The sequence below is a fragment of the Bradyrhizobium sp. USDA 4516 genome, assembly GCF_054055915.1.
Window position 1 is genome coordinate 2,270,527 of record NZ_JBSRXT010000001.1, and the last position, 24,421, is coordinate 2,294,947.

The 24,421-nt window shown below is 65.1% G+C and carries 28 protein-coding genes and 1 pseudogene; 15 read left to right on the forward strand and 14 right to left on the reverse strand.

Annotated elements, in window-relative coordinates; genetic code table 11:
* Positions 1 to 5: 5 nt before the first annotated feature.
* Positions 6 to 2,096, reverse strand: a complete 2,091-nt coding sequence (locus ACVI1L_RS10540; RefSeq protein ID WP_456785536.1) for a tetratricopeptide repeat protein — start codon at positions 2,094 to 2,096, stop codon at positions 6 to 8.
* A 319-nt stretch (positions 2,097 to 2,415) separates the two neighbouring features.
* On the opposite strand from ACVI1L_RS10540, the gene ACVI1L_RS10545 reads away from it, so the two are divergent.
* Both ACVI1L_RS10545 and ACVI1L_RS10550 read left to right on the forward strand, forming a co-directional pair.
* The gene (locus ACVI1L_RS10545; RefSeq protein ID WP_168857299.1) at positions 2,416 to 2,880 is read left to right on the forward strand and encodes an Rrf2 family transcriptional regulator; all 465 of its coding nucleotides are present in this window, start codon (positions 2,416 to 2,418) and stop codon (positions 2,878 to 2,880) included.
* On the forward strand, positions 2,867 to 3,685 hold the full coding sequence (locus ACVI1L_RS10550; RefSeq protein ID WP_233475585.1) for a class I SAM-dependent methyltransferase: 819 nt from the start codon (positions 2,867 to 2,869) through the stop codon (positions 3,683 to 3,685). Before ACVI1L_RS10545 ends, ACVI1L_RS10550 begins: the two co-directional genes overlap by 14 nt.
* A 40-nt stretch (positions 3,686 to 3,725) precedes the next feature.
* Here ACVI1L_RS10550 and ACVI1L_RS10555 read toward each other — a convergent pair whose 3' ends face one another.
* From ACVI1L_RS10555 to ACVI1L_RS10595, 9 genes are all read right to left on the reverse strand, one after another.
* Positions 3,726 to 3,893, reverse strand: a complete 168-nt coding sequence (locus ACVI1L_RS10555) for a hypothetical protein (protein ID WP_168857300.1) — start codon at positions 3,891 to 3,893, stop codon at positions 3,726 to 3,728.
* A gap of 50 nt (positions 3,894 to 3,943) precedes the next feature.
* On the reverse strand, positions 3,944 to 4,363 hold the full coding sequence (gene mscL, locus ACVI1L_RS10560) for a large conductance mechanosensitive channel protein MscL (protein ID WP_057018930.1): 420 nt from the start codon (positions 4,361 to 4,363) through the stop codon (positions 3,944 to 3,946).
* 78 nt (positions 4,364 to 4,441) lie between these two features.
* A complete protein-coding gene (locus ACVI1L_RS10565; protein ID WP_141340903.1) occupies positions 4,442 to 4,726 on the reverse strand; it encodes a hypothetical protein in 285 nt (94 codons plus the stop codon).
* A gap of 77 nt (positions 4,727 to 4,803) precedes the next feature.
* Positions 4,804 to 5,208, reverse strand: coding sequence for a DUF3597 domain-containing protein (locus ACVI1L_RS10570; RefSeq protein WP_310881095.1), 405 nt, complete (start codon positions 5,206 to 5,208; stop codon positions 4,804 to 4,806).
* 282 nt (positions 5,209 to 5,490) lie between these two features.
* Positions 5,491 to 5,991, reverse strand: a complete 501-nt coding sequence (locus tag ACVI1L_RS10575) for a GTP-binding protein (RefSeq protein WP_076834938.1) — start codon at positions 5,989 to 5,991, stop codon at positions 5,491 to 5,493.
* A complete protein-coding gene (locus tag ACVI1L_RS10580) occupies positions 5,991 to 7,742 on the reverse strand; it encodes an OmpA family protein (protein WP_456782829.1) in 1,752 nt (583 codons plus the stop codon). The genes ACVI1L_RS10575 and ACVI1L_RS10580 overlap by 1 nt, the downstream gene beginning before the upstream one ends.
* A 1-nt stretch (position 7,743) precedes the next feature.
* Complete coding sequence (locus ACVI1L_RS10585; protein WP_233442850.1) at positions 7,744 to 8,109, reverse strand: hypothetical protein; 366 nt, start codon at positions 8,107 to 8,109, stop codon at positions 7,744 to 7,746.
* Between the two features lie 160 nt (positions 8,110 to 8,269).
* Positions 8,270 to 8,926: a response regulator transcription factor gene (locus ACVI1L_RS10590; RefSeq protein WP_028335911.1), complete on the reverse strand. Its 657-nt coding sequence runs from the start codon at positions 8,924 to 8,926 to the stop codon at positions 8,270 to 8,272.
* A 49-nt stretch (positions 8,927 to 8,975) separates the two neighbouring features.
* Complete coding sequence (locus ACVI1L_RS10595) at positions 8,976 to 10,046, reverse strand: histidine kinase (protein WP_456782830.1); 1,071 nt, start codon at positions 10,044 to 10,046, stop codon at positions 8,976 to 8,978.
* A gap of 248 nt (positions 10,047 to 10,294) precedes the next feature.
* Between ACVI1L_RS10595 and ACVI1L_RS10600 the strand changes: the two genes are divergently transcribed.
* The 5 genes from ACVI1L_RS10600 to ACVI1L_RS10620 all read left to right on the forward strand — a co-directional run bounded on the left by ACVI1L_RS10600 (position 10,295) and on the right by ACVI1L_RS10620 (position 13,515).
* Entirely contained in the window at positions 10,295 to 10,609 is a 315-nt protein-coding gene (locus tag ACVI1L_RS10600) for a hypothetical protein (RefSeq protein WP_456782831.1), read from the forward strand.
* A gap of 222 nt (positions 10,610 to 10,831) precedes the next feature.
* Positions 10,832 to 11,284, forward strand: coding sequence for a MarR family winged helix-turn-helix transcriptional regulator (locus tag ACVI1L_RS10605; RefSeq protein ID WP_076834935.1), 453 nt, complete (start codon positions 10,832 to 10,834; stop codon positions 11,282 to 11,284).
* 41 nt (positions 11,285 to 11,325) lie between these two features.
* Entirely contained in the window at positions 11,326 to 11,940 is a 615-nt protein-coding gene (locus ACVI1L_RS10610) for an isochorismatase family protein (RefSeq protein ID WP_456782832.1), read from the forward strand.
* Positions 11,927 to 12,256, forward strand: a complete 330-nt coding sequence (locus tag ACVI1L_RS10615) for a hypothetical protein (RefSeq protein WP_057018940.1) — start codon at positions 11,927 to 11,929, stop codon at positions 12,254 to 12,256. Before ACVI1L_RS10610 ends, ACVI1L_RS10615 begins: the two co-directional genes overlap by 14 nt.
* The gene (locus ACVI1L_RS10620) at positions 12,253 to 13,515 is read left to right on the forward strand and encodes an MFS transporter (protein WP_225647156.1); all 1,263 of its coding nucleotides are present in this window, start codon (positions 12,253 to 12,255) and stop codon (positions 13,513 to 13,515) included. The genes ACVI1L_RS10615 and ACVI1L_RS10620 overlap by 4 nt, the downstream gene beginning before the upstream one ends.
* 68 nt (positions 13,516 to 13,583) lie before the next feature.
* Here the strand turns inward: ACVI1L_RS10620 and ACVI1L_RS10625 are convergent, their stop codons facing one another.
* Entirely contained in the window at positions 13,584 to 13,835 is a 252-nt protein-coding gene (locus tag ACVI1L_RS10625; protein ID WP_456782833.1) for a hypothetical protein, read from the reverse strand.
* Between the two features lie 3 nt (positions 13,836 to 13,838).
* Here ACVI1L_RS10625 and ACVI1L_RS10630 point away from each other — a divergent pair, with 3 nt between their 5' ends.
* From ACVI1L_RS10630 to ACVI1L_RS10660, 7 genes are all read left to right on the forward strand, one after another.
* A complete protein-coding gene (locus ACVI1L_RS10630) occupies positions 13,839 to 14,399 on the forward strand; it encodes a hypothetical protein (RefSeq protein ID WP_456782834.1) in 561 nt (186 codons plus the stop codon).
* Positions 14,400 to 14,731: 332 nt separating this feature from the next.
* On the forward strand, positions 14,732 to 15,439 hold the full coding sequence (locus tag ACVI1L_RS10635) for a TetR/AcrR family transcriptional regulator (protein ID WP_076834932.1): 708 nt from the start codon (positions 14,732 to 14,734) through the stop codon (positions 15,437 to 15,439).
* A 20-nt stretch (positions 15,440 to 15,459) separates the two neighbouring features.
* Positions 15,460 to 16,431 (forward strand): ABC transporter permease, encoded by a 972-nt coding sequence (locus ACVI1L_RS10640; protein ID WP_456782835.1) that lies wholly within the window; start codon positions 15,460 to 15,462, stop codon positions 16,429 to 16,431.
* 42 nt (positions 16,432 to 16,473) lie between these two features.
* Positions 16,474 to 17,490 carry a sugar ABC transporter substrate-binding protein gene (locus ACVI1L_RS10645; RefSeq protein WP_057018945.1) on the forward strand — a complete coding sequence of 339 codons (1,017 nt, stop codon included), beginning with the start codon at positions 16,474 to 16,476 and terminating at the stop codon, positions 17,488 to 17,490.
* Positions 17,491 to 17,566: 76 nt separating this feature from the next.
* On the forward strand, positions 17,567 to 19,690 hold the full coding sequence (locus tag ACVI1L_RS10650) for an ABC transporter permease (RefSeq protein WP_456782836.1): 2,124 nt from the start codon (positions 17,567 to 17,569) through the stop codon (positions 19,688 to 19,690).
* A complete protein-coding gene (locus ACVI1L_RS10655; RefSeq protein ID WP_168857310.1) occupies positions 19,687 to 20,784 on the forward strand; it encodes an SMP-30/gluconolactonase/LRE family protein in 1,098 nt (365 codons plus the stop codon). Before ACVI1L_RS10650 ends, ACVI1L_RS10655 begins: the two co-directional genes overlap by 4 nt.
* Complete coding sequence (locus ACVI1L_RS10660; protein ID WP_456782837.1) at positions 20,781 to 22,277, forward strand: sugar ABC transporter ATP-binding protein; 1,497 nt, start codon at positions 20,781 to 20,783, stop codon at positions 22,275 to 22,277. The genes ACVI1L_RS10655 and ACVI1L_RS10660 overlap by 4 nt, the downstream gene beginning before the upstream one ends.
* A gap of 79 nt (positions 22,278 to 22,356) precedes the next feature.
* Here ACVI1L_RS10660 and ACVI1L_RS10665 read toward each other — a convergent pair whose 3' ends face one another.
* Genes ACVI1L_RS10665 through ACVI1L_RS10675 form a run of 3 tightly spaced genes read right to left on the reverse strand, consistent with a single transcriptional unit; the run spans position 22,357 to position 23,865 of the window.
* Positions 22,357 to 22,731, reverse strand: a complete 375-nt coding sequence (locus tag ACVI1L_RS10665; protein ID WP_456782838.1) for a hypothetical protein — start codon at positions 22,729 to 22,731, stop codon at positions 22,357 to 22,359.
* Between the two features lie 50 nt (positions 22,732 to 22,781).
* Positions 22,782 to 23,069: a DUF5658 family protein gene (locus ACVI1L_RS10670; RefSeq protein WP_225161514.1), complete on the reverse strand. Its 288-nt coding sequence runs from the start codon at positions 23,067 to 23,069 to the stop codon at positions 22,782 to 22,784.
* Positions 23,056 to 23,865: a sterol desaturase family protein gene (locus ACVI1L_RS10675; RefSeq protein ID WP_456782839.1), complete on the reverse strand. Its 810-nt coding sequence runs from the start codon at positions 23,863 to 23,865 to the stop codon at positions 23,056 to 23,058. The genes ACVI1L_RS10670 and ACVI1L_RS10675 overlap by 14 nt, the downstream gene beginning before the upstream one ends.
* 230 nt (positions 23,866 to 24,095) lie before the next feature.
* Here ACVI1L_RS10675 and ACVI1L_RS10680 point away from each other — a divergent pair.
* A pseudogene (locus tag ACVI1L_RS10680) lies at positions 24,096 to 24,416 on the forward strand (recombinase family protein); the annotation flags it as partial.
* Positions 24,417 to 24,421 lie beyond the last annotated feature (5 nt).

The window sequence follows — 24,421 nt, forward strand, 5'->3', positions numbered from 1 at the left end:
GCCGGTCAACGCGCTAAACGTGCCGGCAACAGCAACTCGCGCTCTCCGCCGGCGAGCCGCGCGAGTTCGTCCGACACGCGCGCCAGCGCGCGATCCCAGGCCTGCGGTCTGTCCTGGCGGAACAGCCGCATGGTCGGATACCAGGGCGTGTCGGCGCGATCGCGCAGCCAGCGCCAGTCGAGCGCATAGGGACACAGCATCCAGACCGGGCGGCCGAGCGCGCCGGCGAGATGCGCCACCGAGGTGTCGACGGCGATGACGAGATCGAGCGCGCAGACGGCCGCCGCGGTGTCGGCGAAATCGCCGAGCGTCGGCGCGAGGTCGATGATGTCGGCGCCAAGGCCCCGCAGCACCGGAGCATCGTCCGGCCGCGGCTCCTTCTGCAGGCTGTACAGCTGCACGCCCGATGTGACCAGCCGCGGCAGCACGGCGTCCGCCGGCAGCGAGCGCTGGCGGTCACCCTTGTGCCTGGGATTGCCGGCCCAGACCACGCCGACCTTCAGCGCGGTCACGCCGGCGAGCGCCTCGCGCCAGCGCGCGAGCTTGACGACATCCGCCCGCAGATAGGATATCGCTGCAGGAATGGTCTCGACGGTGGTGCGGAAGATCCGCGGCAGGCTCAGCAGCGGCAGTTGCAGATCGAACGGCGGCAGCGGCTCGCCGCGCGCGAACACCGCAACATCGGGCAGCATCGGCCGCAGCAGCGCGACCAGCCCCGGCTGCACCTGCAGAATGATCCGACCGCCCCTCCCCTCCAGCATCGGCACATAGCGGACGAAATTGATGGCGTCGCCGAGTCCATATTCGGCAAACAGCAGCAGCGTGCGTCCAGCGAGCGGCTCGCCCTGCCATTCCGGCTCGTCGAACACGGGATCGCCGTCGCTGAGCATCCTGGTCTTGCGGCGCCACTGATACTCCTCAAAGCCCTCCTCGAACTCGCCGTTCATCAGGAGGAAATGCGCGTGATTGTAGTGCGCGAGCGGCTGCTCAGGATCGAGTGCAATCGCCCGGCGCGAGGCCATCAGCGCCGCATCGATCTCGCCGGCATTGCGCAGCGCGACCGCAAGGTTGGCGTGGCCCTTGGCATAGAGCGGGTCGAGCTCGATGGCGCGCCGATGCGCCGCGACCGCCGCCTCGACCAGATTCTGCGCCTCGAAGATGATCCCGAGATTGGTGTGCGCGGCGGCGTAGTCCGGCTTGAGCGCGAGCGCGAGCTCGGCGCAGGCGATGGCGTCGTCGACCTGTCCGAGCTCGAACAGGCCGGCGCCGAGATTGTTGAGGATGACGTGATCGGACGGGTCGCGGGCCGAGACCTGGCGATAGATGCGGACGGCCTCCGCGCGCTCGCCCAGCTCGTGCAGCACCATCGCAAGCAGGCGCTGCGGCGCGAGGTTGCCGGGATCGAGCGCGATCGCGCGGCGGTAGTGCAGGATCGCATCCTCCAGCAAGCCCTGGCGATAGAGCGCGGCGCCAAGGCCGCAATGCAGCCCGGCATTGTCAGGATCCGCGGCAAGTCCGCGGCGATAGGCCGTGGCGGCCGCTTCGTGCCTTTTCTGATCGGTCAACACATTGCCGAGGTTGAGCCAGACGCCGCGATAGACCGGATCGCGCGCGATCACCTCGCGATAGGCCTGTTCCGCCTCGACCGGTCGCTGCTGCCCGGCCAGCGCGACGGCGAGGTTGAACCGCGCCCGCGTCAGGCCACCATCGAGCGCAATCGCGCGCCGGAACGCGGCCTCGGCCTCGTCGAAGCGCGATAGATCACACAGCGCAACGCCGAGCTTGATGTACAGGCCGGCATCCTGCGGCCGCAGCGTCACGCCGCGCTCGAACGCCGCCACCGCGCCCTCGTGCTCGCCCTTCACGGCGAGCGCATCGCCGAGGGTGGCGAAGGCCGGTGCATGGTCCGGATCGAGGTTGAACACCCGGTTGAGCAATACCGCGCCTTCCGCGGCACGATCGGTCACGAAGGCGATGACGGCGGACAGATGCAGCGCCGGAACATGGTCGGGATCGGCGGTGAGGATGTCGCCGCACAGCGTGCCGGCCTCCGCCGCGCGGCCCGCGCCATAATGCGCCACCGCATCCCGCAACATCCGATCGACCGCCACGCTGCCCACGATACCGCCCCTGCCAACGACCCCGATGCGGATTAAACGGGCGACGCCGCGAAATCCGGCACGCTATTCCAGATTGAAGAATCACAACCGGGCGCAGGCTGATCTTCTCCTTCCCCCTGAAAGGGGGAAGGTCGGGATGGGGGTCAGCCGCAGACGACGCTGCAAGTGGAGCGAGCTGATCCCCACCCGCTTTGCTCTGACGAGCAAAGCGACCTCCCCTTTTCAAGGGGAGGTAGGAGGGCGACAGACCATCGCCCCCTTGACGGCCGCCGCTTCATGTAACATATGAAGTTACATGATACGTGATAGCCGCCTGTCGAGCGTCCTGCATGGCCTGCTCCACATGATCGGGGCCGGCGAGCCGGTCACGTCGGAGCAACTTGCGCAGGCGATGGCCACCAACCCTGTGGTGGTGCGCCGCGTGATGGCGGGGCTGCGCGAGCAGGGTCTGGTGCATTCGGAGAAGGGCCATGGCGGCGGCTGGACGCTGGCGCGCGATCCGGCCGACATCACGCTCGCGGACATCTATCGCGCGGTCGGCGCGCCCACGATCGTTGCGATGGGCCATCGCTCGGAAAATCCCGGCTGCCTGGTCGAACAGGCCGTCAACGACGCGCTCGGAGACACGTTTCGCGAGGTCGAGGCGCTGTTCCTGAAGCGGCTCGGCGCGGTGACGCTCGATGTGCTCGCGAAGGATTTCAAGCGCCGGCTCGCCAAACACAAACAAAGTCTCGAGGATCAGATTCATGCAGTCAAGTGAGCAGGCGAAACCTCTGCCGTACAACGATCCCGCGCACTGGGACAAAATGGTCGCCGCCTATGAGGCGCAGTCGCAGCCGTTCACGACATTGTTCGCCGACGCCGCGGTCGCAACGCTTCCGATCGACCCGTCATCCAGGGTGATCGACGTCGCCACCGGCACGGGCGCCGCGGCGCTGGCCGCCGCCCGCACCGGAGCCGAGGTCACCGCGATCGATTTCTCCGCCGGCATGGTGGCACGTGTCCGCGCGCATGGTGTGGCGAATATCGAGGCGCGGCAGATGGACGGCCAGGCGCTCGACCTGCCGGATGCCGCCTTCGACGCGGCAGTGTCGGTGTTCGGCGTGATGCTGTTTCCGGACTGGCGCGCCGGCCTCTGCGAGATGGCACGGGTGACGCGACCGGGCGGATCGGCGGCGATTGCGGTCTGGAAGAGCGCCGATGGCGCCGCCGTGCATCTCCTGCTCTCGCAGATCATCCGGCGGCTCTATCCCGACAATGTCACGCCGATGCCGTGCACGGGCCTCGCCGAGCTCGCCGACCCCGACCGCCTCGCCGCTGCGCTCATCGCCGCCGGCTTCTCCGATCCGGCGATTGCCGAGATCACCCACGACTTCAAGCTCAATGTCGCCAATCCCGCCGACGTCGACAAATTGTTCGAGTTCATGCCGCATTGGAGCGGGCTCGATGCCGACCAGAGCGCCGCAGTCGCGCGCGCCTTCCGCGCCGAGATCGAGCGCAGGCGGGTCGGCGACAGCTTCGCGATTCCGTCGACCGCGCTGATCGCGACGGCCCGGCGGGCTTGACCGAAACGGCCGCGATCCGGCCATGCGAGGTCACGGCCGCCTAGCGCTTGTCGTCGTCCGGCTTTTCTTCATCGCTCGGCGGCTGCAGGCCGGGACTGTTGGCCCAGCGATCGAGTTCCTCGATGACCCGCCGGTGGCTCGGCCGTAGCGGCTCTGCACCGCCGGGCTCTTGCGACAATTTTCGGGGCAGCTTGACCTGATCTGGCATGGCTAGGCTCCAGAGCTGGGGGCTGTACGCAGTGGCATTCGCAGCGATTGCTACGCGCGTGACTTGAGGAGATCGCGGATCTCGGTGAGCAGCTCCTGATCCTTGGTCGGCTTCGGCGGTTCGGCCGGCGCCGCGGGCGCTTCGCGCTTGAGCTGGTTCATGAGGCGGACCACGATGAACAGCACGAAGGCGACGATCAGGAAGTTGAGCGTGAGGGTCAGGAAGTTACCCCAGGCCAGCACCGCGCCCTGCTTCTTGGCATCGGCCAGGTTGGTCGCGGTCACCGACTTCGAAAGCGCGGTGAAATAGTTGGAGAAGTCGAGCCCACCGCTGACCGCGCCGATGATCGGCATGATGACATCGGCCACCATCGACGAAACGATCGCGCCGAATGCCGCGCCGATGATCACGCCGACGGCGAGATCGACGACGTTGCCCTTCATGGCGAATTCCCTGAATTCCTTCAGCATCTGATCTCCTGTTTTCCAAATGAATGCGGTGGCACGGCCCGGCGACCGGGTCGCCGGCCGCTCCAAGGGGGCGAAAGACTATTTGCGATCGGCCGGCTTCGCGGGCGCCGCGACTGGCTGCGCAGGCGCGGCCTGCTCCCATGGCGCCGGCAGGATGACCCGCGCCGGAGGCGGGTTCTGCGCGGCGCGCTGCACATTCGCATTTTCCGACCGCGGCTCGTCGCGGGCGTTATCCGCGCGGGCGGTGGCGACAAGGATGCCGAGCGTCAGCGCGACGGATCCGAGTGCCGCGCCGACCAATGCGACGGACCGCACCACACCAGCGCGCGGCCTGTTCAGGATGGCAGGATGAGATGAGGTCATCGCAACTGCTCCTCACGCAATACACATCGTTCGGAGCCGTGCGGGCGCGAGCGCCGCGCACGGCTCGAGGCGGGACGTCAGGTCTTGATGTCGTCCGGCAGCTTGCCGCCATTGGCGGCGAGCTTCGCCATCACCTGCTGATGCAGCCAGACATTCATGGCGGCGCTGTTGCTGGTGTCGCCGGTGTAGTGCAGCTCCTTCGCGAGCTCCTTGCGCGCCGCGAGGCTGCTGTCGAGGCCGAGCGCCTTCATCAGGTCGACGATCGAGCTGCGCCAGTCGAGCTTCTCGCCGGTCGCCGCGGCCGCCTTGTCGACGATCGCGGCGACGTCGACGGTTTGTGCCGCCGCCGTGCCGGGCGCAGCAGATGCAGACGTCGATGTCGATGGCGCTGCGCCGGGCGCAGCCGCCGTTGTGCTCTCAGCGGTTTTGGCCTGGGCGCCGTGGCCGAAGATTGCACCCATGATGCTTCCAAAAATGCTCATGATCTCTCGCTCCGTGCGCCCGAGACACCGTTCGTCCCGTGGCTGTTTCCAGTGACGGGGCGGACGATAGGCAGGCCATTGGCCGAGCGGAAGATGACCATCGTCACTATCGGAGTGTGGGACGGCGTGGTGCTGTCGGCGGAGAAAGCGTGCGGCTTTCTGCGGCCGCGCGAGAGCCTTTCATCGTACGCCCCACGTGCGATGAAGTCAGCCGTCCCGGCCCGATTCGCCAGCCCCGAGAAGTCGGGGCGGCTGACACAGACGTGTGCGCGTTGTCGCTAGCTAGAGCTGGCGGCGGCGGATGGTCTGGGCGAGTTCGACAAAGCTCTCGGCGATGCCGACGCCGGTCTTGGCGCTGACCGATTTGACGCTCGACTTCGCAAGCCCGGCAATCGCGCCCGCGCTGCCCGCGGCTTCCGGCAAGTCGATTTTGTTCAGCAGCGCCCGGTAGGGCCGGCCGGGGAAGCGCTCCTCGAAGCCGCGGACCAGTTCCACCATGCGGGTCACCGTCTGCGGCCGCGTGACGTCGGACACGATGATGGCGGCGGACGCGCCGGTGACGTAGACGGTGTCGAAGATCTGCGTGCCGAAATCGCCGTCGGTGTCCCACAGCACGAGGCGCGTCGGATCGCTGCCACCCGCCGGCGCCACGTCGTGGCTCAGGATCTCGACGCCCAGCGTCGATTTGTACTGGCCCTCGAACCGGTTGTAGATCAGCCGATAGAGGATCGACGTCTTGCCGACCCCCATATCGCCGAGCAGCATGACTTTCGCGGTGAGCATCAGCGGGCCACTTCGCCTCGATAGACCGTCTCGAACGCCACGCGGCGATTACCGCCGACGGTGGAGTCGACCCGGTCGGTGATCGGCATCGTCGCCGCGCGCGAAACCAAAATCAGCCGCGACGAATCGACCCCGAGCGCGGTCAGCCTGCGCTGGACCTGCTCGGCCCGCTTGCGCGCCAGCGTCCGGTTGGTACCTTCCGTGCCGCTCTGATCGGCATAGCCGACGATGCGCAGCCTGAGATCGTTGTTCGCCATTAGTCCGGCGAGTTCGCGCAGCTGCTGCTCGGCCTGGTCGTTGTCGAGGACTTCGTCTGAATTGTTCGCGAAGAAGATCGCGGTGGTGGCGATGAAGCGGTCGAGCCGCGCCGCCGGGCCATCGGCGACGGATTGCAGCTTCGAATATTGCTCGGCCAATTTGGCGTACTGCTCGCCGAGCTTGTCATATTGCTCGGTCAGGGCGGCATATTTCTGGTCGGCCGACTTCGCCTGCGCACCGATCGCCTCGCGCATCTGGTCGAGGCTCGCCTGCAGCCGCGTCAGGCTCTGCTGCAGGCCCGCGATGCCGGCCTGCGATGCCGCGACTTGCTCCGGTGCGGACACCAGACCGATGTGGTTGACGATTTTGTACGGCGCCGCGGCCGCGGCGAGCGCATCGATCAAGGGCGCGGTCTCCAGCTGGCTCGGCTCGATGCCTAAAACGGCCACGCTTCGGCTGCCGTGATCGAAGTCGAGCCGCAGCGGGAACGAGGCCAGCAACGGCTGCTTTGCGGCGAGCTGTTCCAGCGCCGCCTGGGTCCGCCGCTCCAACAGGCCGCGCGTCACCGATGTCGCGGCAAGCCAGAGCAGCAGCGCGGCCAATGCCGCGAGCAAGGCGAAAAGGATCACCTTGCCGCGCCGGCTCGCGATCCGCCGTGGCGTATCGTCGGTCTCGATCGCGGCAGCCAGCGACGCCAGCATCGGCCCGTCGCAATCCGCGCCGCGGTCGATGCGCTCGATCGCATCGAAGAACAACGAGTTGATCCTGGCGTTGTCGGCGGGCCGCAGCGGTCCCAGGCACTCCGCCGCCAGGATGAAGCGGGGCGAGGCGCGCAGCGCGAGCTGCCGTCCGCCGAAATCGAGCGTCTGCAGATTGCCTTCGCCGGCCAGCGCCTGCACGGAGAATTCCAGAATCGCCGCGACCATCGCGCTGAGCAGGTCGGCGCGTTCGTCGGCGGTCGCATCGCGCTTCCAGTCCGCGATCAGGCGGCCATTGCCGCGTTCGATGATCAGGAGCCGGTTGATCTGCGGCGGCTGATCGGCGAGCACGAATTCGCTGATCGGGCGTCCCGTCACCAGCGACTTGACGCGGCCGACCCACAATTGCGCCGAGGTCAACGCATTGATGCGCTGCTCGAGCGAGGCAACCAGCTCCCTGAACGAATTTGCCACCGCGGCGCTGACCAGACGGCCGACGATCGGATAGAGCGCCTCGATCATCTGCTCGCGCGAGTTCTTGATCTCGCTGCGGATCGCCGAGACCACGACCGGCGCAATCGCGCTGGCGAGCTCGCGCGGCCGGTTGACCTCGGCGCGCTCCAGCGCCTCGACCAGGATGCCCGCGGTTGCCGTCTCCAGGCGGTCGGCGTTGCCGACATAGCGCTGCAGCGAGTCGAGGTCGGCCTCCAGCGACGTCAGACGCGTCGCCTCGGGCTGAAACAGCAATGTCTTGAGCTGCTCGATCTCGCGGTTCTGGCCGGCAGCAGCTGCCATGCTATTTGCCCGTGCGGCCGGATCCCAATCCGCTGATGACCGAGCCGAGCTGGGTGATCGCCGCGCCGACATCCTTCAGCGAGTCGAGCCGCTTCTGCTCGGTATCCCGCTCGAGGTCGGAGAGCCGCGCAGAAAGCGCGGTGAGCTCGTTAGTGAAGTCCGCCTGCATCTGCTTGAGCGATGCCTGCATCTCCTCGCGCAGACCCGAGAGGTTGGTCTCGAGCGAACGTTGCGCGCCGCCGAACAGCAGGTCGCGAACCTGATCGATCGCCGCCATGCCATGCGCCGCCGGATCCACGCCGTTGCCGGCCGCCGCAGCGTCCGCCGGTCCGTCCGTACCTTTGGTCTGGCGCTCGATACCCTTCATGGTCATTTCCCGCTTACTCGTAGCCGCGCAATCCGGACCTGCGGTGTCAAAAAGCAAATCCGAAACAACCCTATAGCCAATTTTGCGGGCGCGGCCCAGAGAAAGGCGAGCAATCTCAGCCGGATCAACCGCGTGGTTGTGCGATCACGGCCAATTATTTCTAGTAAGTTATTGCCTTTATTGCGAGTTCTGTACGGTTCTTGACCTGGCACTTCTCCAGAATCGTGCTGACATAGTTCTTCACGGTTCCTTCGGCCAAATGCAGCTGCTCGCCGATCTCGGTGTTGCTCTTGCCCTCGACGATCAGCGTAAGAATTTCATTCTCCCGCGCCGTCAGCCCGTCGCGAACCGGCAGCTTCGCCGAGACGCGCGGGCCGCGCAGCCGCTTGAACTCGTCGAGGATGCGCGCGGCGACGCCGGGCGAAAGCCCGGACTGGCCGTTGATGACCGCGCGGATGGTCGAGGCGATCTCCTCCATCCTGGCGTCCTTCAACAGATAAGCCTTGGCGCCTGCGCTCACCGCCTCGAAGATCAGGTCGTTGGTCTCGAACGTCGTCAGCACCACGATATGGGTCTGCGGCAATTCGCGGAGAATCCGCTGGGTCGCGGCGATGCCGTCGACCCGCGGCATCTGCAGATCCATCAGGATGACATCCGGCCGGTAACGCCGCGCGAATTCGATGGCCTGCTCGCCATCGGCCGCGCCGGGAAGGATCTCGAAATCGTCGTTCTGCTGGGCGAGCAGCGTCGCGATACCTTCCCTGATCAGCGTCTGATCCTCGGCGATCAGCACCCGTATCTTCTCAATTCTGCTCACGGGCTTTCCGTCATCCTCTCGAAAACGCGTTGCATGCGCGGCAACGAATTCAATCGGCCAGCACGCCGGCAGACGCCGCCGGCGGCACCGCCACGGGGAGCGAGATCCGGACCAGCGTTCCCTGCCCGGGCGCGCTCTCCACCGCGCAGCTGCCGCCGACAAGTTCAGCAAATTCGGCCATGCCAATCAATCCGAAATGTCCTGGCGTCGGGACCGCGAGATCGAAGCCGCGGCCGTCATCGCGGATCTCGACAATCAGCTTGCGGCCGACCGCGGCCGGTTCGTCGAAGGCGTGAAAGAAGACGCGGCGCGCCCGCGCATGCGTCTGAACATTGCGCAGTGCCTCGCTGAGGATGCGCTGAACCGTCAGGCCGCAATCGCGCAGGCCGGAGCGCGCCGCTTCGTCGATCTGGATCGACACCCTGACACCGCTGCGCGCGGCGAAGTCGCTGAGCAGCCCCTCGACATCGGGATCAAGCTTCAGGTCGTCGGGCGTGCGCAGGCGGTCGATGGCTTCGCGGGCGCGGTTCAGGCCGCTCGCGGCCGCATCTTCAGCGGTCGCGAGGCTGTCCGCCACACGGGCGGGATCGGCCGACAAATAATGCCGGATCAGCCGGATCTGGGTCAGCAGCGCCACGATCGAGTGCACCAGCGTATCGTGCAGATCGCGAGCCAGCCGCAGCCGCGTCCGCGCCAGCGAGGCAAAGCGCACCTCCGCGCTCGCCGCCTCGAGCTGCTGCTCCATCAGGCGCCGGGCGCGACGCTCGCTGCCGAGCAGCGTTTCGACCTGACGGCCGGCAAAATCCGGCATGGCGATGACGAAGTAATGCGACTGCGCGCCGTTCCACAGCACGACCGCCGTCATCGGTTGCGTGATGTCAGGCGACGCGCCACGCACACCGGCCAGCGCGATCATGTCCCGCTGGCCTCCGGCAAGCGCCGCCAACTCGGCTTCCATGCCGACCAGCAACACACACTCGCAGCAATCGACGCCGGTTGCCGGAAGCCACTCGACCAACCGGCCGATCTTCCGCTGCATGCTTCGATCGGCGCCGATGACGGCGAGACCGATGACGTCGGCTTCTGCGGCCGCAAGCAAATCCGCGCTCAGATCGATCATGCGTTGCCCATCAGCTCAGCGAGCAGCCCACTCTGGCGTAAGCCGGCAGCGGTCGCAAACGAATATGACTTTCGTCACAACCGGTCCTGACCTTCGTCAGATGCCGCCGCTGCTCGAAATGCGGTTCTGTCCCACGAATGAGCAACAGCGCAAGCCATGATGTGCCACATGCCGGCGTCCATGGCGATGCCGGCCGGGCGCCGGGCCTCGCGAAAGGTCGCGCCAGTCGGCCGGAATGTGAGCTGACAATGAAGGGCGCACCACGGAAACCGTCGGGCATCGAGCTGCGCATGCTGGCGGAAGCAAGCAAGCCCGCGCGGCGCCGTCGCCTGAGCGCGACCCAGAAGGAGGCGTTGCAGGAAGCGCTCGCCGGCCGCCTGCAGCTCTATCCGCGCGGATATGCCGCGAGCAAGACCGGACCATTCCACTCCCGACGCGCCATTCTCGGACTGGTGCGCGCCGGCCTGATGAGCCTCAGCGCGACGGCGCGCTATGCGGCCGTGACCAGGCGCGCGCGCGAGATGTACGAGGCCGCGGCAAGCAGCGACCCTGCGCCCGAGTAAGCGCGCGCCATTACGCTGAGGCGCTCAAAACCCTCACCGTCCATTTCATTTCTTCGCTGAGACCTGGCCGGCGTCACGCACGCGCGGGCGCTGTCGCGTGCCGCGCCGATTCCGGCCGCGAGCAGCGTCAGACCAGCCGGTTGGCTGCAGCAGGACACGTATGCAGATAAACTGCGAAGATAATCTTTACAGTTTACCTTCATATATGCTATCCGATCCGGCATGAGCAATGGACCGGCCCGCCCCGGCTCGGCGCGCACATCCGCGCTGGCCGAAGATCTTCGCCTGTTGATTGGAAGGCTGAAGCGGCGGCTTCGCGAGCAGGGTCAACGCGAGGACCTCCCGCCTTCCCAGGTCGCGGTGCTGCTTCGCCTCGAAAAGGATGGCCCCGCGACCGTGTCCAGCCTGGCGCGATCGGAGGGTATGCGTCCGCAATCGATGAGCTCGGCGATATCGGCGCTCGAGGCTGCGGGCCTGGTCCGCGGCGCGCCGGATCCGGACGACGGCCGGCAGACCATCATGTCGCTCACCGATAGCTGCCGCGAGCGGCTTCGCACCGGCCGCGCCGCACGGCAGGACTGGCTGTCGCGCACCATCGCCGCGCGGCTGTCGGCGCGGGAGCAGGACGAACTCGCCGCCGCCGTCGGCTTGCTGAAGCGGCTGGTCGAGGATTGAGGCGGGCTGCGGCGCGTCAGCTTGCGAGAAAGGTAACGACCATGGCCCTGACCACGCTCGATCCGATCACCGCATTGATCGTCATCGATCTACAAAGCGGCCTCATGGGCTGGCCCTTCGCCCATCCGATCGGCGACATCGTGGCTCGCGCGGCCGCGCTTGGCACTGCGTTCCGACGGCACGGTCTGCCGGTCGCGCTGGTCAATGTCGACGGCAGCTCGCCGGGACGAACCGAGCAGGCGCCGCGCCATGGAAATCCAATTGGAAATCCAATTGGAAATCCATTTGGCGGCCCGCTTCCCGACGGATGGACCGATCTCATTCCGGAGCTCGACCGACAGACCGGCGACATCGTTGTGACCAAGCGAACGCGAGGCGCATTTGCCAGCACCGACCTCGAAAGCCTGCTGAGAGCGCGCGGCGTCACGCAAGTCGTGATCGCCGGCGTCGCCACCGCGGGCGGCGTCGAATCGACGGCGAGACAGGCCTATGAGGCGGGCTTCAACGTCACGCTCGCAATCGACGCCATGACCGATGCGCGGTCGCACGCACATGAATACAGCATCGAGCACGTGTTCCCGCGGCTTGGCGAAACCGGCTCGACGCAGGCGATCATCGATCTCGTTGAAAGGACCAACTCGCATGAACTGGCTTGATCTCGTCGCCTATTTCTTCGGCGGCGTCTTTCTCACCAATGCGATCCCCCACGTCGTCGCCGGCATGATGGGCGAAGCGTTCCAGAGCCCGTTCGCCAAACCGCCCGGCGAAGGCCTGTCCTCATCGACCGTCAACATCGTGTGGGGCTTCTTCAACCTCGCGGTCGGATATCTTCTGGTCTGCCGCGTCGGCGACTTTGGCTTGCGAACCACCAGCGACGTTGCAGCGCTCGGGCTCGGCGGTCTTCTGATCGGCCTGTTCCTGGCGCGGCGGTTCGGGCGGTTTCACGGCGGGAATGAACCTCAGGGAACATGAGACGCGTATTTCGATCGCTCGCGAGCTTCAACTACCGGGTCTGGGCGGCCGGCGCGCTGGTATCCAACATCGGCACCTGGATGCAGCGCGCGGCGCAGGACTGGCTGGTTCTCACCCAGCTGACAAATCATAGCGCGTCCGCCGTCGGCATCGTGATGGCGCTGCAATTCGGGCCACAACTATTATTGATGCCGTGGACCGGCTTTGCCGCCGATCACTTCAACCAGCGCAAACTGCTGATGGCGACCCAGGCGACGATGGGCGCGCTGGCACTCATCCTCGGCATTCTCACCGTCACCGGGCTGGTGCAGCTCTGGCACGTCTACACCTTCGCGTTCCTGTTCGGCTGCGCGGCGGCGCTCGATGCCCCGGTGCGACAGACCTTCGTCGCCGAACTGGTCAGCGATACCAATTTGTCGAATGCGATCGCGCTGAACTCGACCTCGTTCAACGCCGCGCGCATGATCGGCCCCGCCGTCGCCGGCCTGATTATCGCCTCCGTCGGCACCGGCTGGGCATTCCTGTTCAACGGCGCATCGTTCCTGGCGGTGCTGACCTCGCTGACCCTGCTGCGCACCTCCGAGCTGCGCCCGAACGCGCGCGCCCATCGCACCAAGGGCAGCGTGATGCAGGGCTTCCACTATGTCTGGTCGCGGCCCGATCTCAGGGCGACGCTGATCATGCTGTTTCTGATCGGGACCTTCGGACTGAACTTTCCGATCTTCATTTCCACCATGGCGGTTGGCGTGTTCCACACCGATGCGCGCGGCTTCGGCCTGCTGTCGTCGATAATGGCGCTCGGAACGATGTCGGGCGCGCTGCTGGCAGCGAGCCGCGAGGAGCCGCGCTTCGGCTCGCTGATGCTGGGTGCCGCGATCTTCGGGCTGGGCTGCACGCTCGCCGCATTGGCGCCGAGCTATTGGCTGTTTGCCGCGGCGCTGGTCGTGATCGGCGTCGCCGCGCTGACCGTCACCAACACCTCGAACGCGCTGATGCAGCTCTCGACCGAGCCGGCGATGCGCGGACGGGTGATGGCGCTGCGGCTCGGCGTTGCGCTCGGCGGCACGCCGATCGGCGCGCCGATCGTCGGCTGGGTCGCCGATCACCTCGGCCCGCGCTGGGCCCTCGGCGTCGGCGCCGCCGCCGGCTTTGCCGCAGCGATCGTGGCGATCGGCATGCTGTCCCGATCGGGCGGCGAAGCCGAGCGCCGCAGCCAGGAGGCGCGAAGGAGCGAGGTCAACCTGCCGCAGCAGCGTTGAGCATGGCGCCACCGACCGGCGCTGCTACCCTGTGTTTGAGCACGTGTCCTTCACGCGAACCGAAAACGCTAGTAGGCGTAGGACGTCTTGCCCGGCTGCACGGTCAGCCGAAAGGCGACGTCGGTCGAACCATCCATCAGCTCGATGATGTGTTCGCACACCAGGCAGCGAAACTCACCCGCGGCGCCGCCTTTCGACGTCAGTTCGATCCGGCGATAGAGGCGGCTCCCCAAGGGTGGGCACGCCGCTCTCTCAGGCAAGTCTTGCGCCGCCGGGAAGAGATTATCGAACCGGAGCGGAAGCCGGACGAAGAGGTTCAAGTAATGACGATCTCGCAAACCGGAGAGATAAGGCCGCGGGCGGCTGGGAAAGGACGAAATCCTCCGGAATGGTTGGGCATGTACTTTGAGGATAGCTCGTCAACCTGGTTTCGAGCGCGGGCCGGCGACGTGGTGTTTTCCTCGATTGACCTCTGGAAAGGCTGCGTGTCGGTCGTTCCACAACACATGGATGGCGCTCTCGTCACGAAAGAGTTCCCCATATATCGGATCACAGACCAGGACTTAGACCCGGAGTTCCTCTCAGTCCTTCTCAGGAGCCGATATTATCAACGCGCGTTCAGAGCTATTACCACCGGGCATAGTAACCGGCGGCGTACTCAGGTGGATGACTTCGAGAGTCTCGAAATAGCATATCCACCAACCCGCGATGAACAGCACGCTCTGATTGCCGAAATCTTGAGGGCTCGTGCGGCTCAGCGGGGGGCGGCCAACATCTTGGCTCAGGAAATGCTCCGCTTTAGCAACGTCATCGACGGCCGAGGTGACGAGGTGTTACCTGAGGTCACAGAAGACGTGGCAGCCGAAGAAATTGAAGCAGAGTGAATGCTTATTTGGAGAGGCACTGACATACTTGTTGGCAGCCAGCTAGATCATGGCTAGCCACCGCTTTAGTTACTCTGAGGCTCACACCAGGCGTAGCGGCTCGTACAACCTCTACCCTTCGTTTCTTGCAAGGGCACGCCGAAAACGAACGAGCGCTCACTAAGAAAATTTCATTCTCCCCCTTTTCCGAGTGCCGTTTCGTGGGCTAGGAATTAGGCAAAGGCGTAAAGCCCGGCCCGGACCAGCAACAAAATGAAATGGTCCGGGAGCATAGCCAGGGAGGCAACGTGGGTCTCGCGCGTCAGCGACCGGGGACGGCGAATGCGTTCGCGATGGACGTGCTTTGCGCACGCATCCTCGAACGTCATCGGGATTCCATCCGGGTCCAGAAAACCCATCTCGCCGTTCCGAATCTCACGCGCATCATCGGCGCCACGCTCACGCTTTCCAACAAGCACGGCTTTCACGCCACCACGCTGCGCCAGCTCGCGGAGGCCTCGGGCCTCAGCATGGGCGGCCTTTATACGTATTTCGACAGCAAGCCGACGCTGCTGTCGATGATCCTCGGCGAGGTCGCCGAGACGGTGGCGGAGGTCCTCAACTCGCCGCCCGCCGACGTGAAGCAGGATGCGCGCAAGCATCTGCACTGGATCATCGCGACCCATGTCCGGATGAGCGAGGCGATGCAGCCCTGGTTCGTGTTCTGCTTCATGGAAGCGAAGTCGTTTCCGCCGGCGGAGCGGCAGCGCGCCATCGAGATGGAGGTGATGACCGAGAAGATCATCGCCGGCGTCCTCAAGCAGGGCGTCGCCAGCGGCGTCTTCACGATCGATCAGGTCACGCTGACGGCATCGCTGATCAAGCCGCTGCTGCAGGACTGGTACGTCAAGCGCGCCAAGTACCGCAGACGTGGCACCTCGATCGAGGCCTACATCAACACCGTCGGCGCATTCGTCGACGCTGCGGTCGCAGCCAGGACGCGGCCCGGCCGTGTCGCGACCGGCTCCCGCACCAGATCCAGGCAGACGGCGCACCTATAGACGCAAGGAAGGACGGGGCAATGAAGCGATTGCGGTTCAATCAACAGGAGATCGTCTTCGCCGTCTTTGCCGTGCTGTTCCTGGCGTTCTCGATCTTCCTGCGCGGCTTCCTGACGCCGGAGAACATGCTGACGCTGCTGCAGAACGTCGCGGTGCTCGGCATCCTCGGGCTTGCGATGGCGATCGTCGTGATCGGGCGCGGCATCGACATCTCCCTGATCGCAGCGCTCGCGGTGCCGCCGGGGCTTGTGCTGCAGATGGTGCAGAACGGCCACTCGCTGCCGACCGCGCTGGTGACGGCCGTGCTGCTCACGATCGCGTTCGGCCTGGTCAATGGCTGGCTGATCGCCTATGCCGAGGTCCCTTCGCTGTTTGCGACGCTGGCGACCGGCCTGCTGCTCGCCGGCCTCGGGCAGGCCGCGCTGTTTCGGCTCGACGTCGTGCAGTGGAGCGACGGCATGAAAGGCTTCGAGCGGCTCGGACAAGGCACCATCCTCGGCATCCCGACCTCGATCGTGATGTTCGCGATCGCTTGCGTCGTGGTCGCGTTCCTGCTGCGCCAGACGCGCTGGGGCGCCTATATCTACGCGATCGGCGATAATCCCTACGCCGCCCGCGTCACCGGCATCCCCTCGCGCCCGATCATCGTGCTGCAATACGTCGTCGCGGCGCTGATCGGCTGCTTCGCGGGCCTCGTGATGGCGGCATCGGTCAACTCGATGCCGACCCGCATCTTCAATTCGACCCTGATCTACGACGTCATCCTCGTCGTCGTGCTCGGCGGCATCGGCCTGTCGGGCGGCCGCGGCGGCGTCCTCAACGTCATCATCGGCACGCTGCTGATCGGCACCATGCTGAACGGCATGACCATCATGGACATTTCCTACGCCGGACAAAATCTCGTCAAGGGTGTCGTCCTGCTGCTCGCCGTCATCGCGGATTCATTCCTGAATCCGCGCAACGAAGAAACGGCACAGCAGGGTGACATCTGAACCAAGCCACAAGAACATTCAATCACGACCAAGGAGGAAGCAATGAAATACGCTGTCAGCACTGCAAAGGTGATCGCCGCGGCGCTTGGGCTTGCCGCCATCGCCGCCCCGGCTCTGGCCCAGCAGGGCCTGGACGAGCCGTTCCAGAAGCCGTTCAGGGAAGCTCTCGCCGGCAAGACGGTGGCCTACGTTCCGGTCGCCATGAACTTCGACCTCACCGAAGGCTGGTACGCCGGCATGAAGAAGGAGCTCGAGCCCTTCGGCGTGAAGTTCGAGATCCGCGATCCCAACTGGAACACCAATGCCGGCGCGCAGGCAGTGACCTCGCTGATCTCGGAGAAGCCGGCCGTGATGGTGATCCACAATCCGGACGTCCAGACCTACGCCAAGTTGCTGCAGCGCGCCGAGAACGAAGGCATCTACGTCATCCAGATCAACATGGGATCGGCCTATCGCTCGTCGGCCTTTGTCGGCGCCAACTGGATCGAGATCGGCGAGCGGGACACCGAGGCGGTTGTGAAGGCTTGCCAGGGCAAGTCGAACAAGATCGCGATCGTGCAGGGCGCGCTCTCGGCGGCCGCCAGCGCCTACACGCTCAAGGGCGTCGAGAACGTGCTCGCCAAGCATCCGGAGATCAAGGTGGTCTCGAGCCAGGCGGCCGACTGGGATGCCGCGAAGGCCAAGGCGATCACCCAAACGGTGCTGAAGCAGAATCCTGATCTTTGCGGCATCGTCGGCTTCTGGGACGGCATGGACATCGGCACCGCCGCTGCGGTGAAGGAAGCCGGCCTGACCGGCAAGGTGTTCGTCGCGACCTCTGGCGGCGGCGAGCGCAAGGGCGCCTGCGAGCTGGTGAAGTCCGGCGCGTTCGATCTCAACATGAGCTACGACGTGCCGACCCAGGCCGCGCAGATGGCCGGCACGATCAAATGGCTGCTGTCGTCGGGCGCCAAGGCCGGCTCGATCAAGGGGTCGGAATACACGACGCTGATTCCGATCACCAAAGAGAACGCGGACAGCCAGACCGCGTGCTGGAATCTCAGTGACCTGAAAAAATAGTCGAACCATTCCCGCTCGACGTCCCGGGCGATCTCACCCGGGACGTCGATTTTCCCAAATCGAACGCCTTGCTGGAATGCCGATGCGCGACACCCTGACGAGCCTGCGTTACCGCTACTGGCCGGATCATCTCCTCGGCGAGATCCTGTCCAAGCGTTGGACCGAGACCGCAATACCGGTGATCCTGCTTTTGATCGTCGGCTTCGCGCTCAGCCGTTCCATCGATCACTTCCTGTCGCCGTCGAGCCTTGCCGACACCGCGCGGCAGGCCGGCGAAATCGGCTTCATCGGCCTCGGCATGGCGCTGGTCGTCATCGTCGGCGGCATCGATCTGTCGGTCGGCTCGATCTTCGCGCTGACGGATTTCTGCGCGCTCTATCTGCTCGACGTGCTGAACTGGCCGGTGCCCGCGGTGGTCGTCGCCACCCTCGTCTGCGGTGCACTGCTCGGCGCCGTCAATGGCGTCCTGATCGGCTACTTAAGGCTGCGCGCCTTCATCACCACGCTGATCACCCTGATCATCTACCGCTCGGCGTTCGATCTGCTGATCCAACGCTACTCCAATTCGATCGCCGCGGCCTTCCCCGACATCCCGTCCTGGAATTTCATCGGCGGCGGCGACGTGTTCGGCATTCCGAGCGTCGCAATCGTCTACATCGCGATCGCCATCTTCGGCCATATCTTCATGACCCGGCTGCGTCCCGGCTGGCACATCACCGCGATCGGCGGCTCGCGCCGTTCCGCCTACAATTCCGGCATTCCGGTCCGCCGCACCATCGCGCTCTGCTATGTCGCAAGCGGCGTGCTGACCAGCATCGCAGCGCTGTTCTTCGCGGCCCGGCTCGGCACCGTCGGCGGCGACATCGGCGTCGGCCTCGAGGTGATCGTGCTGACCGCGACCGTGCTCGGCGGCATCACGCTCGGCGGCGGCAAGGGCTCGGTCGCCAAATCGCTGGTCGGCGTGCTGATCGTGCTCCTGATCACCAACGGCCTGACCACGCTCAATGCACGTGGCGGTATCAACCGCATGGCGCTGGCGGGCATCCTGCTGGTCGCAGCGATGGTCGACATCCGCTGGCAGAAGAACCGCACCCGCATCATCAGCAAGGTCTATGTCGCGCCGACCTATCATGCGCTGCCGCCGCCGCCGGCCACCGAGATCGGCCAGGGCGGCCCGTTCGAGCAGAACGACAAGCTGCGCGACGTCGAATTGATCGGCCTCGGCCGCATCGAGGCGCCGGAGGACGTAATCCTCGATCGCAACAACAATCTCTACGCCGGCTCGCGCCATGGGGACATCATCCGCTTCCATGCGCCCGATTATCAGCGGATGGAGGTGTTCGCCCATATCGGCGGTCAGCCGCTCGGCATGGCGTTCGACCGGCAGGACAATCTCTATGTCTGCATCGGCGGCATGGGCCTTTACCGCATCACGCCCGACGGCACCGTGGAGAAGGCGACCGACGAGACCAACCGCAGCATGCATTCGGTGAACGACGACAGCCGCCTGCGGCTGGCCGACGACCTCGACATCACCGACGACGGCCTGATCTTCTTCTCCGAAGCCACCGTGCGCTACGAGATGGACGAATGGCCGATCGACGGCCTCGAGGCGCGCGGCAACGGCCGCATCATCTGCTACGACACCAAGACCGGCGCCACGCATACGGCACTGCGCGGCCTCAAATTCCCCAACGGCATCTGCGTCGCCAGCGACGGCCAGTCGATCCTGTTCGCCGAGACCTTCGGCTGCTCGGTCAAGCGACTGTGGTTCGCGGGGCCGAAGAAGGGTCAGGTCGAGGTGGTGATGGACAATCTGCCGGGCTATCCCGACAACATCAATCTCGCCTCCGACGGCAATTACTGGCTGGCGCTGGTCGGCATGCGCAGCCCCTCGCTCGACCTCGCCTGGAAGATGCCGGGCTTCCGCCGCCGTATGGCCAAGCGGGTGCCGGTCGATGAATGGCTGTTCCCGAACATCAACACCGGCTGCGTCGTCAAATTCAACGAGCAGGGCAAGATCCTCGAATCGTTCTGGGACCTGCGCGGCGAGAACCATCCGATGATCACCTCGATGCGTGAGCATCGCGGTTATCTCTATCTCGGCGGCATCATGAACAACCGGATCGGCCGCTACAAGCTGGAGAACGCCGACCCGAACTTCGTGCAGTATGACAAGCGCTGGGGGAAGCTGTCGTGATCGCGGCCGTCAGGGAATTCGCCAACCGCTTTCTCGGCCGTGGCGAGGCCACCATCACCGTGCCGTCGTTCGACGGCGCGCTCAAGCCGAATCAAAAACTGGAGGCGGCGACGACCTTGCTGGAATGCGAGGCGCTAGAGGATCTCGCAACCGACGGCCGCAACCTCTATGTCGCCGACGGCCGGCGCCTGCTGCGCCTCGACGGCGGCGGAGCGGCCGAGCTCCGCAGCTTCGAGCAGCCGATCTCGGCGCTCTGCGCGCTCACCGGCGGCGGCATCGCGGTCGCGCTCGGCGGCCGCGAGGTGCGGCTCTATACCGATCCCTCGTCGGGCGAGCCGAGCGTGACGTTCAGCGACGCCGTCTTCAACGCGATCAACGCGCTGACGCAGGCCGGCGACGGGACCCTGATCGCAACCGACGGCTCGGTGACCTGCGGCATCGATGATTGGGCGCGCGACCTGATGGAGCTGAACCGAAGCGGCCGCGTGTTCCGGCTCGACCCCAGGACCAAATCGGCGCAGCCGCTGGCCTCGAAGCTCGGCTACGCCTTCGGCGCCTGCGCACGCGGCGACGGCGTGCTGGTCAGCGAGAGCTGGCGGCATCGCCTCGTCCTCGTCTCGAACGGACGGCCGCTGCAGGTCGTGCTCGGCCATTTGCCCGTCTATCCGTCGCGGCTGTCGAAGGCCGCGGGCGGCGGCTATTGGCTCACCGCATTCACCGCACGCACCCAGCTGATCGAGTTCGTGCTGCGCGAGCCGGCCTACCGGCGCCGCATGATGGCCGAGATCGAGCCGGCCTATTGGGTGGCGCCGCGGCTGCGCTCGGGGTTCTCGTTCAAGGAGCCGATGCAGGGCGCGCACATCAAGACGATGGGCGTGATCAAGCCGTGGGCGCCGCCGCGCTCCTACGGCCTCGTCATCCGGCTGAGCGAGGACGGCAAGCCAAAGTATTCGCTGCACAGCCGGGTCGACGGCATCAATCACGGCATCGTCGCGGCGCTCGAGCTGGGCGGTGACCTTGTGCTGATCGCCAAGGGACCGGGCCGCGTGCTGAAACTGCCCCTCGCCGGGCTCGCCGAGGAGACAGGCTCATGAGCGACACCGTGTTGTCCCTGCGCAAGGCCACCAAGCTCTACGCCGGCGTGCCCGCCATCGAGGGCGTCGACTTTGATCTGCGCCGCGGCGAGATTCACGCGCTGGTCGGCGAGAACGGCGCCGGCAAGTCGACGCTGACCAAGGTGATGGCCGGCGTCGTGACCTTGACGTCCGGCGGCATGAGTGTCGATGGCACGGAGGTCGCGCCGCGCACGCCGCTGGAGGCGCGCAATCTCGGCATCGCCATGGTGTTCCAGGAGAACAGCCTGGTGCCGACCATGACCGTCGCGCAAAACCTGTTCCTCGGGCAGGAGAAATTCTACAACCGGCTGCGCGGCATCTACATCGCCGCCCAGCAGTTCCTGCAATCGCTGAATTTCGACGTGACGCCGACCGCCACCGTGAGCGGGCTCGGCGCCGCCAAGAAGCAGATGGTGGAGATCGCGCGTGCGGTTCTGCACAAGGCCAAGGTCATCATCTTCGACGAGCCGACCGCGTCGCTGACGCCGGAAGAGAAGAAATACTTCTTCGACCTGGTCCGTGACCTCAAGAAGCGCGGCGTCTCGATCATCTTCATCTCACACGCGCTGGAAGAGGCGCTACTGCTCGCCGACCGCATCACCGTGCTGCGCGACGGCAAGCATGTCATCACCGACGACACGGCGAAATTCGACCGCGCGGCGATCGTGCAGGCGATGGTCGGACGCGACCTCTCCAACACGCTGTATGGCGCGCGGAAGACCAGCGTCCGGCCGGCCGGTGCGCGCGTGCTCGCGGTGCAGAACCTCAAGATGGCGCCGATGGTGAAGAACAATTCGCTGTCGGTGTTTGCCGGGCAGATCACCGGCGTGTTCGGCCTGGTCGGCGCGGGCCGCACCGAGACCTTCAAGATCGTCTCCGGCGTGTTGAAGCGCGACTTCTTCCACGGCGGCGAGATCCTGCTGCATGACAAGCCGGTGCGCTACCGGGTTCCGGCGCCGGCGGTCAAGGCCGGCATCGCCTATGTGACCGAGGATCGCAAGGTCGAGGGCTTCTTCGAAACCGCCTCGATCGCCCGCAACATCTATCTCGGCCTGCTTTCCAAGTTTCCCGGGGGCCGCATGATGTTGTCGCGGCGCGAGACCAATTCGGTCGGCAAGACCTGGACCCAGCGCCTCAAGGTTCGCGCCATCGGCGACGAGGCCAAGGTGGTCGAGCTGTCAGGCGGCAACCAGCAGAAGGTGGTGATCGCCAAATCGCTGGTGCAGGAGCCCGAGCTGATCATCTTCGACGAACCGACCCGTGGTGTCGACGTCGGCGCCATCGTCGAGATCCACGAGCTGATCAACCAGCTCGCCGACGAAGGCAAGGCGGTGGTGGTGATCTCGTCCTATCTGCCCGAGATCATGGCGCTGTCCGACCGCATCCTGGTCTCGCGTCAGGGCAAGGTGGTCGAGGAATTCTCCGCGCTCGAAGCCACCGAGGAGAAGATCATGTACGCGGCGATTCATTGATGCCCTGAAACGCGATGCGATTTTGGTTGAAGCGTCAGGTGCGGCGCGGGAAGCCGCCTGCCGCGATCCTGGTCGAACGCTACTTCGGTCCGACGGTTCCGGTCACCTTCAGTCTCGCCGATCTCACCCAACCCGAGACGTCGTTGCCCGTCCCCGGATTGAGATACATCACCGACGACCAGCCATCCCTGGTTTGCGCATACGCGATCAGTGCGTCATTCGGAATGACGAACACGCCGCGGATCGGACAGTGCAGATTCGGTGCGGAGTAGAATTGCAGCCGTCCCGTGCCCGTCACCACATTGGCCAGCGGCGGCGACAGCATCGGGACGCGGCTGGTGCCGGTCTGCGGCTCCTTGCAGTTCGACGGCGTCTGCGCGTGCACGGTCGCTCCCGGAGCCCCCAGGATCAGCGCACAGCAGACCATGCAGACGACAACGAACCTGTCCGACATCACTGACCCTCCTGACGTCGCCGGTTGCGGCAACCGGCGAAGGGATTGATTCAGTTCGTGCCCGCGATGATGACGAGATTGTTCAGGACAGGCGTGGAGCAGAACGCGACGACGAGAGCGATGTTGTAAACGTTGTTGCTCCGCCAAAGCAGCCACGTGACCACGAACGTCAAGCCAAGCTTGGGCACCAGCCACCAGACACCGAACCATGTCTGCGCCAGATGCATGAACGGGTTCAACTCACCCAATCCGAGACTCAGGATCACATTCGTCGACTCAAGGTCGGCGTAACCCAGCAGCAGAGCGAGGAGCACCAAAAGACCCTTAACCCAATTCATTCCGAGACTCCCGATGCCAGTAATGCCGAAGATGCCGGATTGGCCAGATCACACTGTTGATGATGTCCACGCGCTCAGCCGGCACGAGGCCCGTTGCAGGATATTCGCCCGGCTTCGGTATCCAGGCCGTGCCGAACAGAATGTCGAGAAACGGAAAACAGGCAGCGAAGTTTTTGTCCCTGTGCTCGGGAAGGACCGAATGATGGATCCGGTGCCATTGCGGATTGTTGATCCATGTCACATACCGACCGAGCGGAATGCGGACGTTGAGATGGGCACACGCATCGGGCATGAAGAAGATAAATCCCACCGCGATCACCATGTCCGGCGGGATGCGGAACAGGATCGCCATGATCGGAAGAAAGGCGTCGGACAACACCCGCTCCAGCCAGAAATGCCGGCCGCCGGTAATGAACGTGACGCCGTTCGCGCTGTGATGGAAGGAGTGCATCGCCCATAGAAAGGGGATCGCATGTTGGAGGCGATGATACGTGTACTTGTAGAGATCGAATGCGACCACGATGATCGCGAGTGAGACGTACCACCAGTAACCGTCGGTCGGCAGCTTGATCCAACCGAGACCGGTATAGCTCGCAATCTTGCCCGCGCTGATCGCCGCGATCGGAGCGAGCATGGACGACAACCCGAGGCTCACGATCACCGCGAGCCAATCATCACGAAACTCGGCGTAGGGAACGTCCGCAATCGGCCATCTTTTTTCCAGGATGCGGCTGGTGTAGACGATGCCCAGAAACACGGCCGCATAAAATACGGCGTTTGCGATGTCACTCTGCATGAGGGATGACTCGCCGGTTCAAAAGGACAGACAATAAGAATAAAAACATTGCTGTGCCTATAGGCTAAAAAAGCTTATTTTTTCTCAACGCTCCGGCCGGGGGCAAGCAGGGTTTTTACGGGGCGGCCCTCGTCTTCGGCACGATTCTGGCCCGCGCGGGCGCATTTTTCCGGGCCGGTCTCCGATCCGGTGCGGCGATAGCCCGCTGAAGCGAACCCCGCGCCCGCCCGCAGGACATTGTGCGCACCGTGAAGGCGCGTGGTGCATCCCTGAGGGGCTATACAGAGCAACCCATCAACACCAGCACAGCAGCGGGCAAGCGCTTCCTGGACATGCTCGGTGTGTTCACCGAGTTCGAGACCAACCTCCGCAAAGAGCGGCAGCTTGAGAGTATCGCGGAGGCCAAGGCACGCGGGGTCTACCAAGGCCGCGAACCGTCCATCGACACCGCCAAAGTGAAGGCGCTTAAGGCTGAAGGCATGGGAGCGTCCGCTATCGCGAAGGCGCTCAAGATTGGCCGCGCGTCGGTTTACCGGGCTCTTGAGGACTGAGGAGG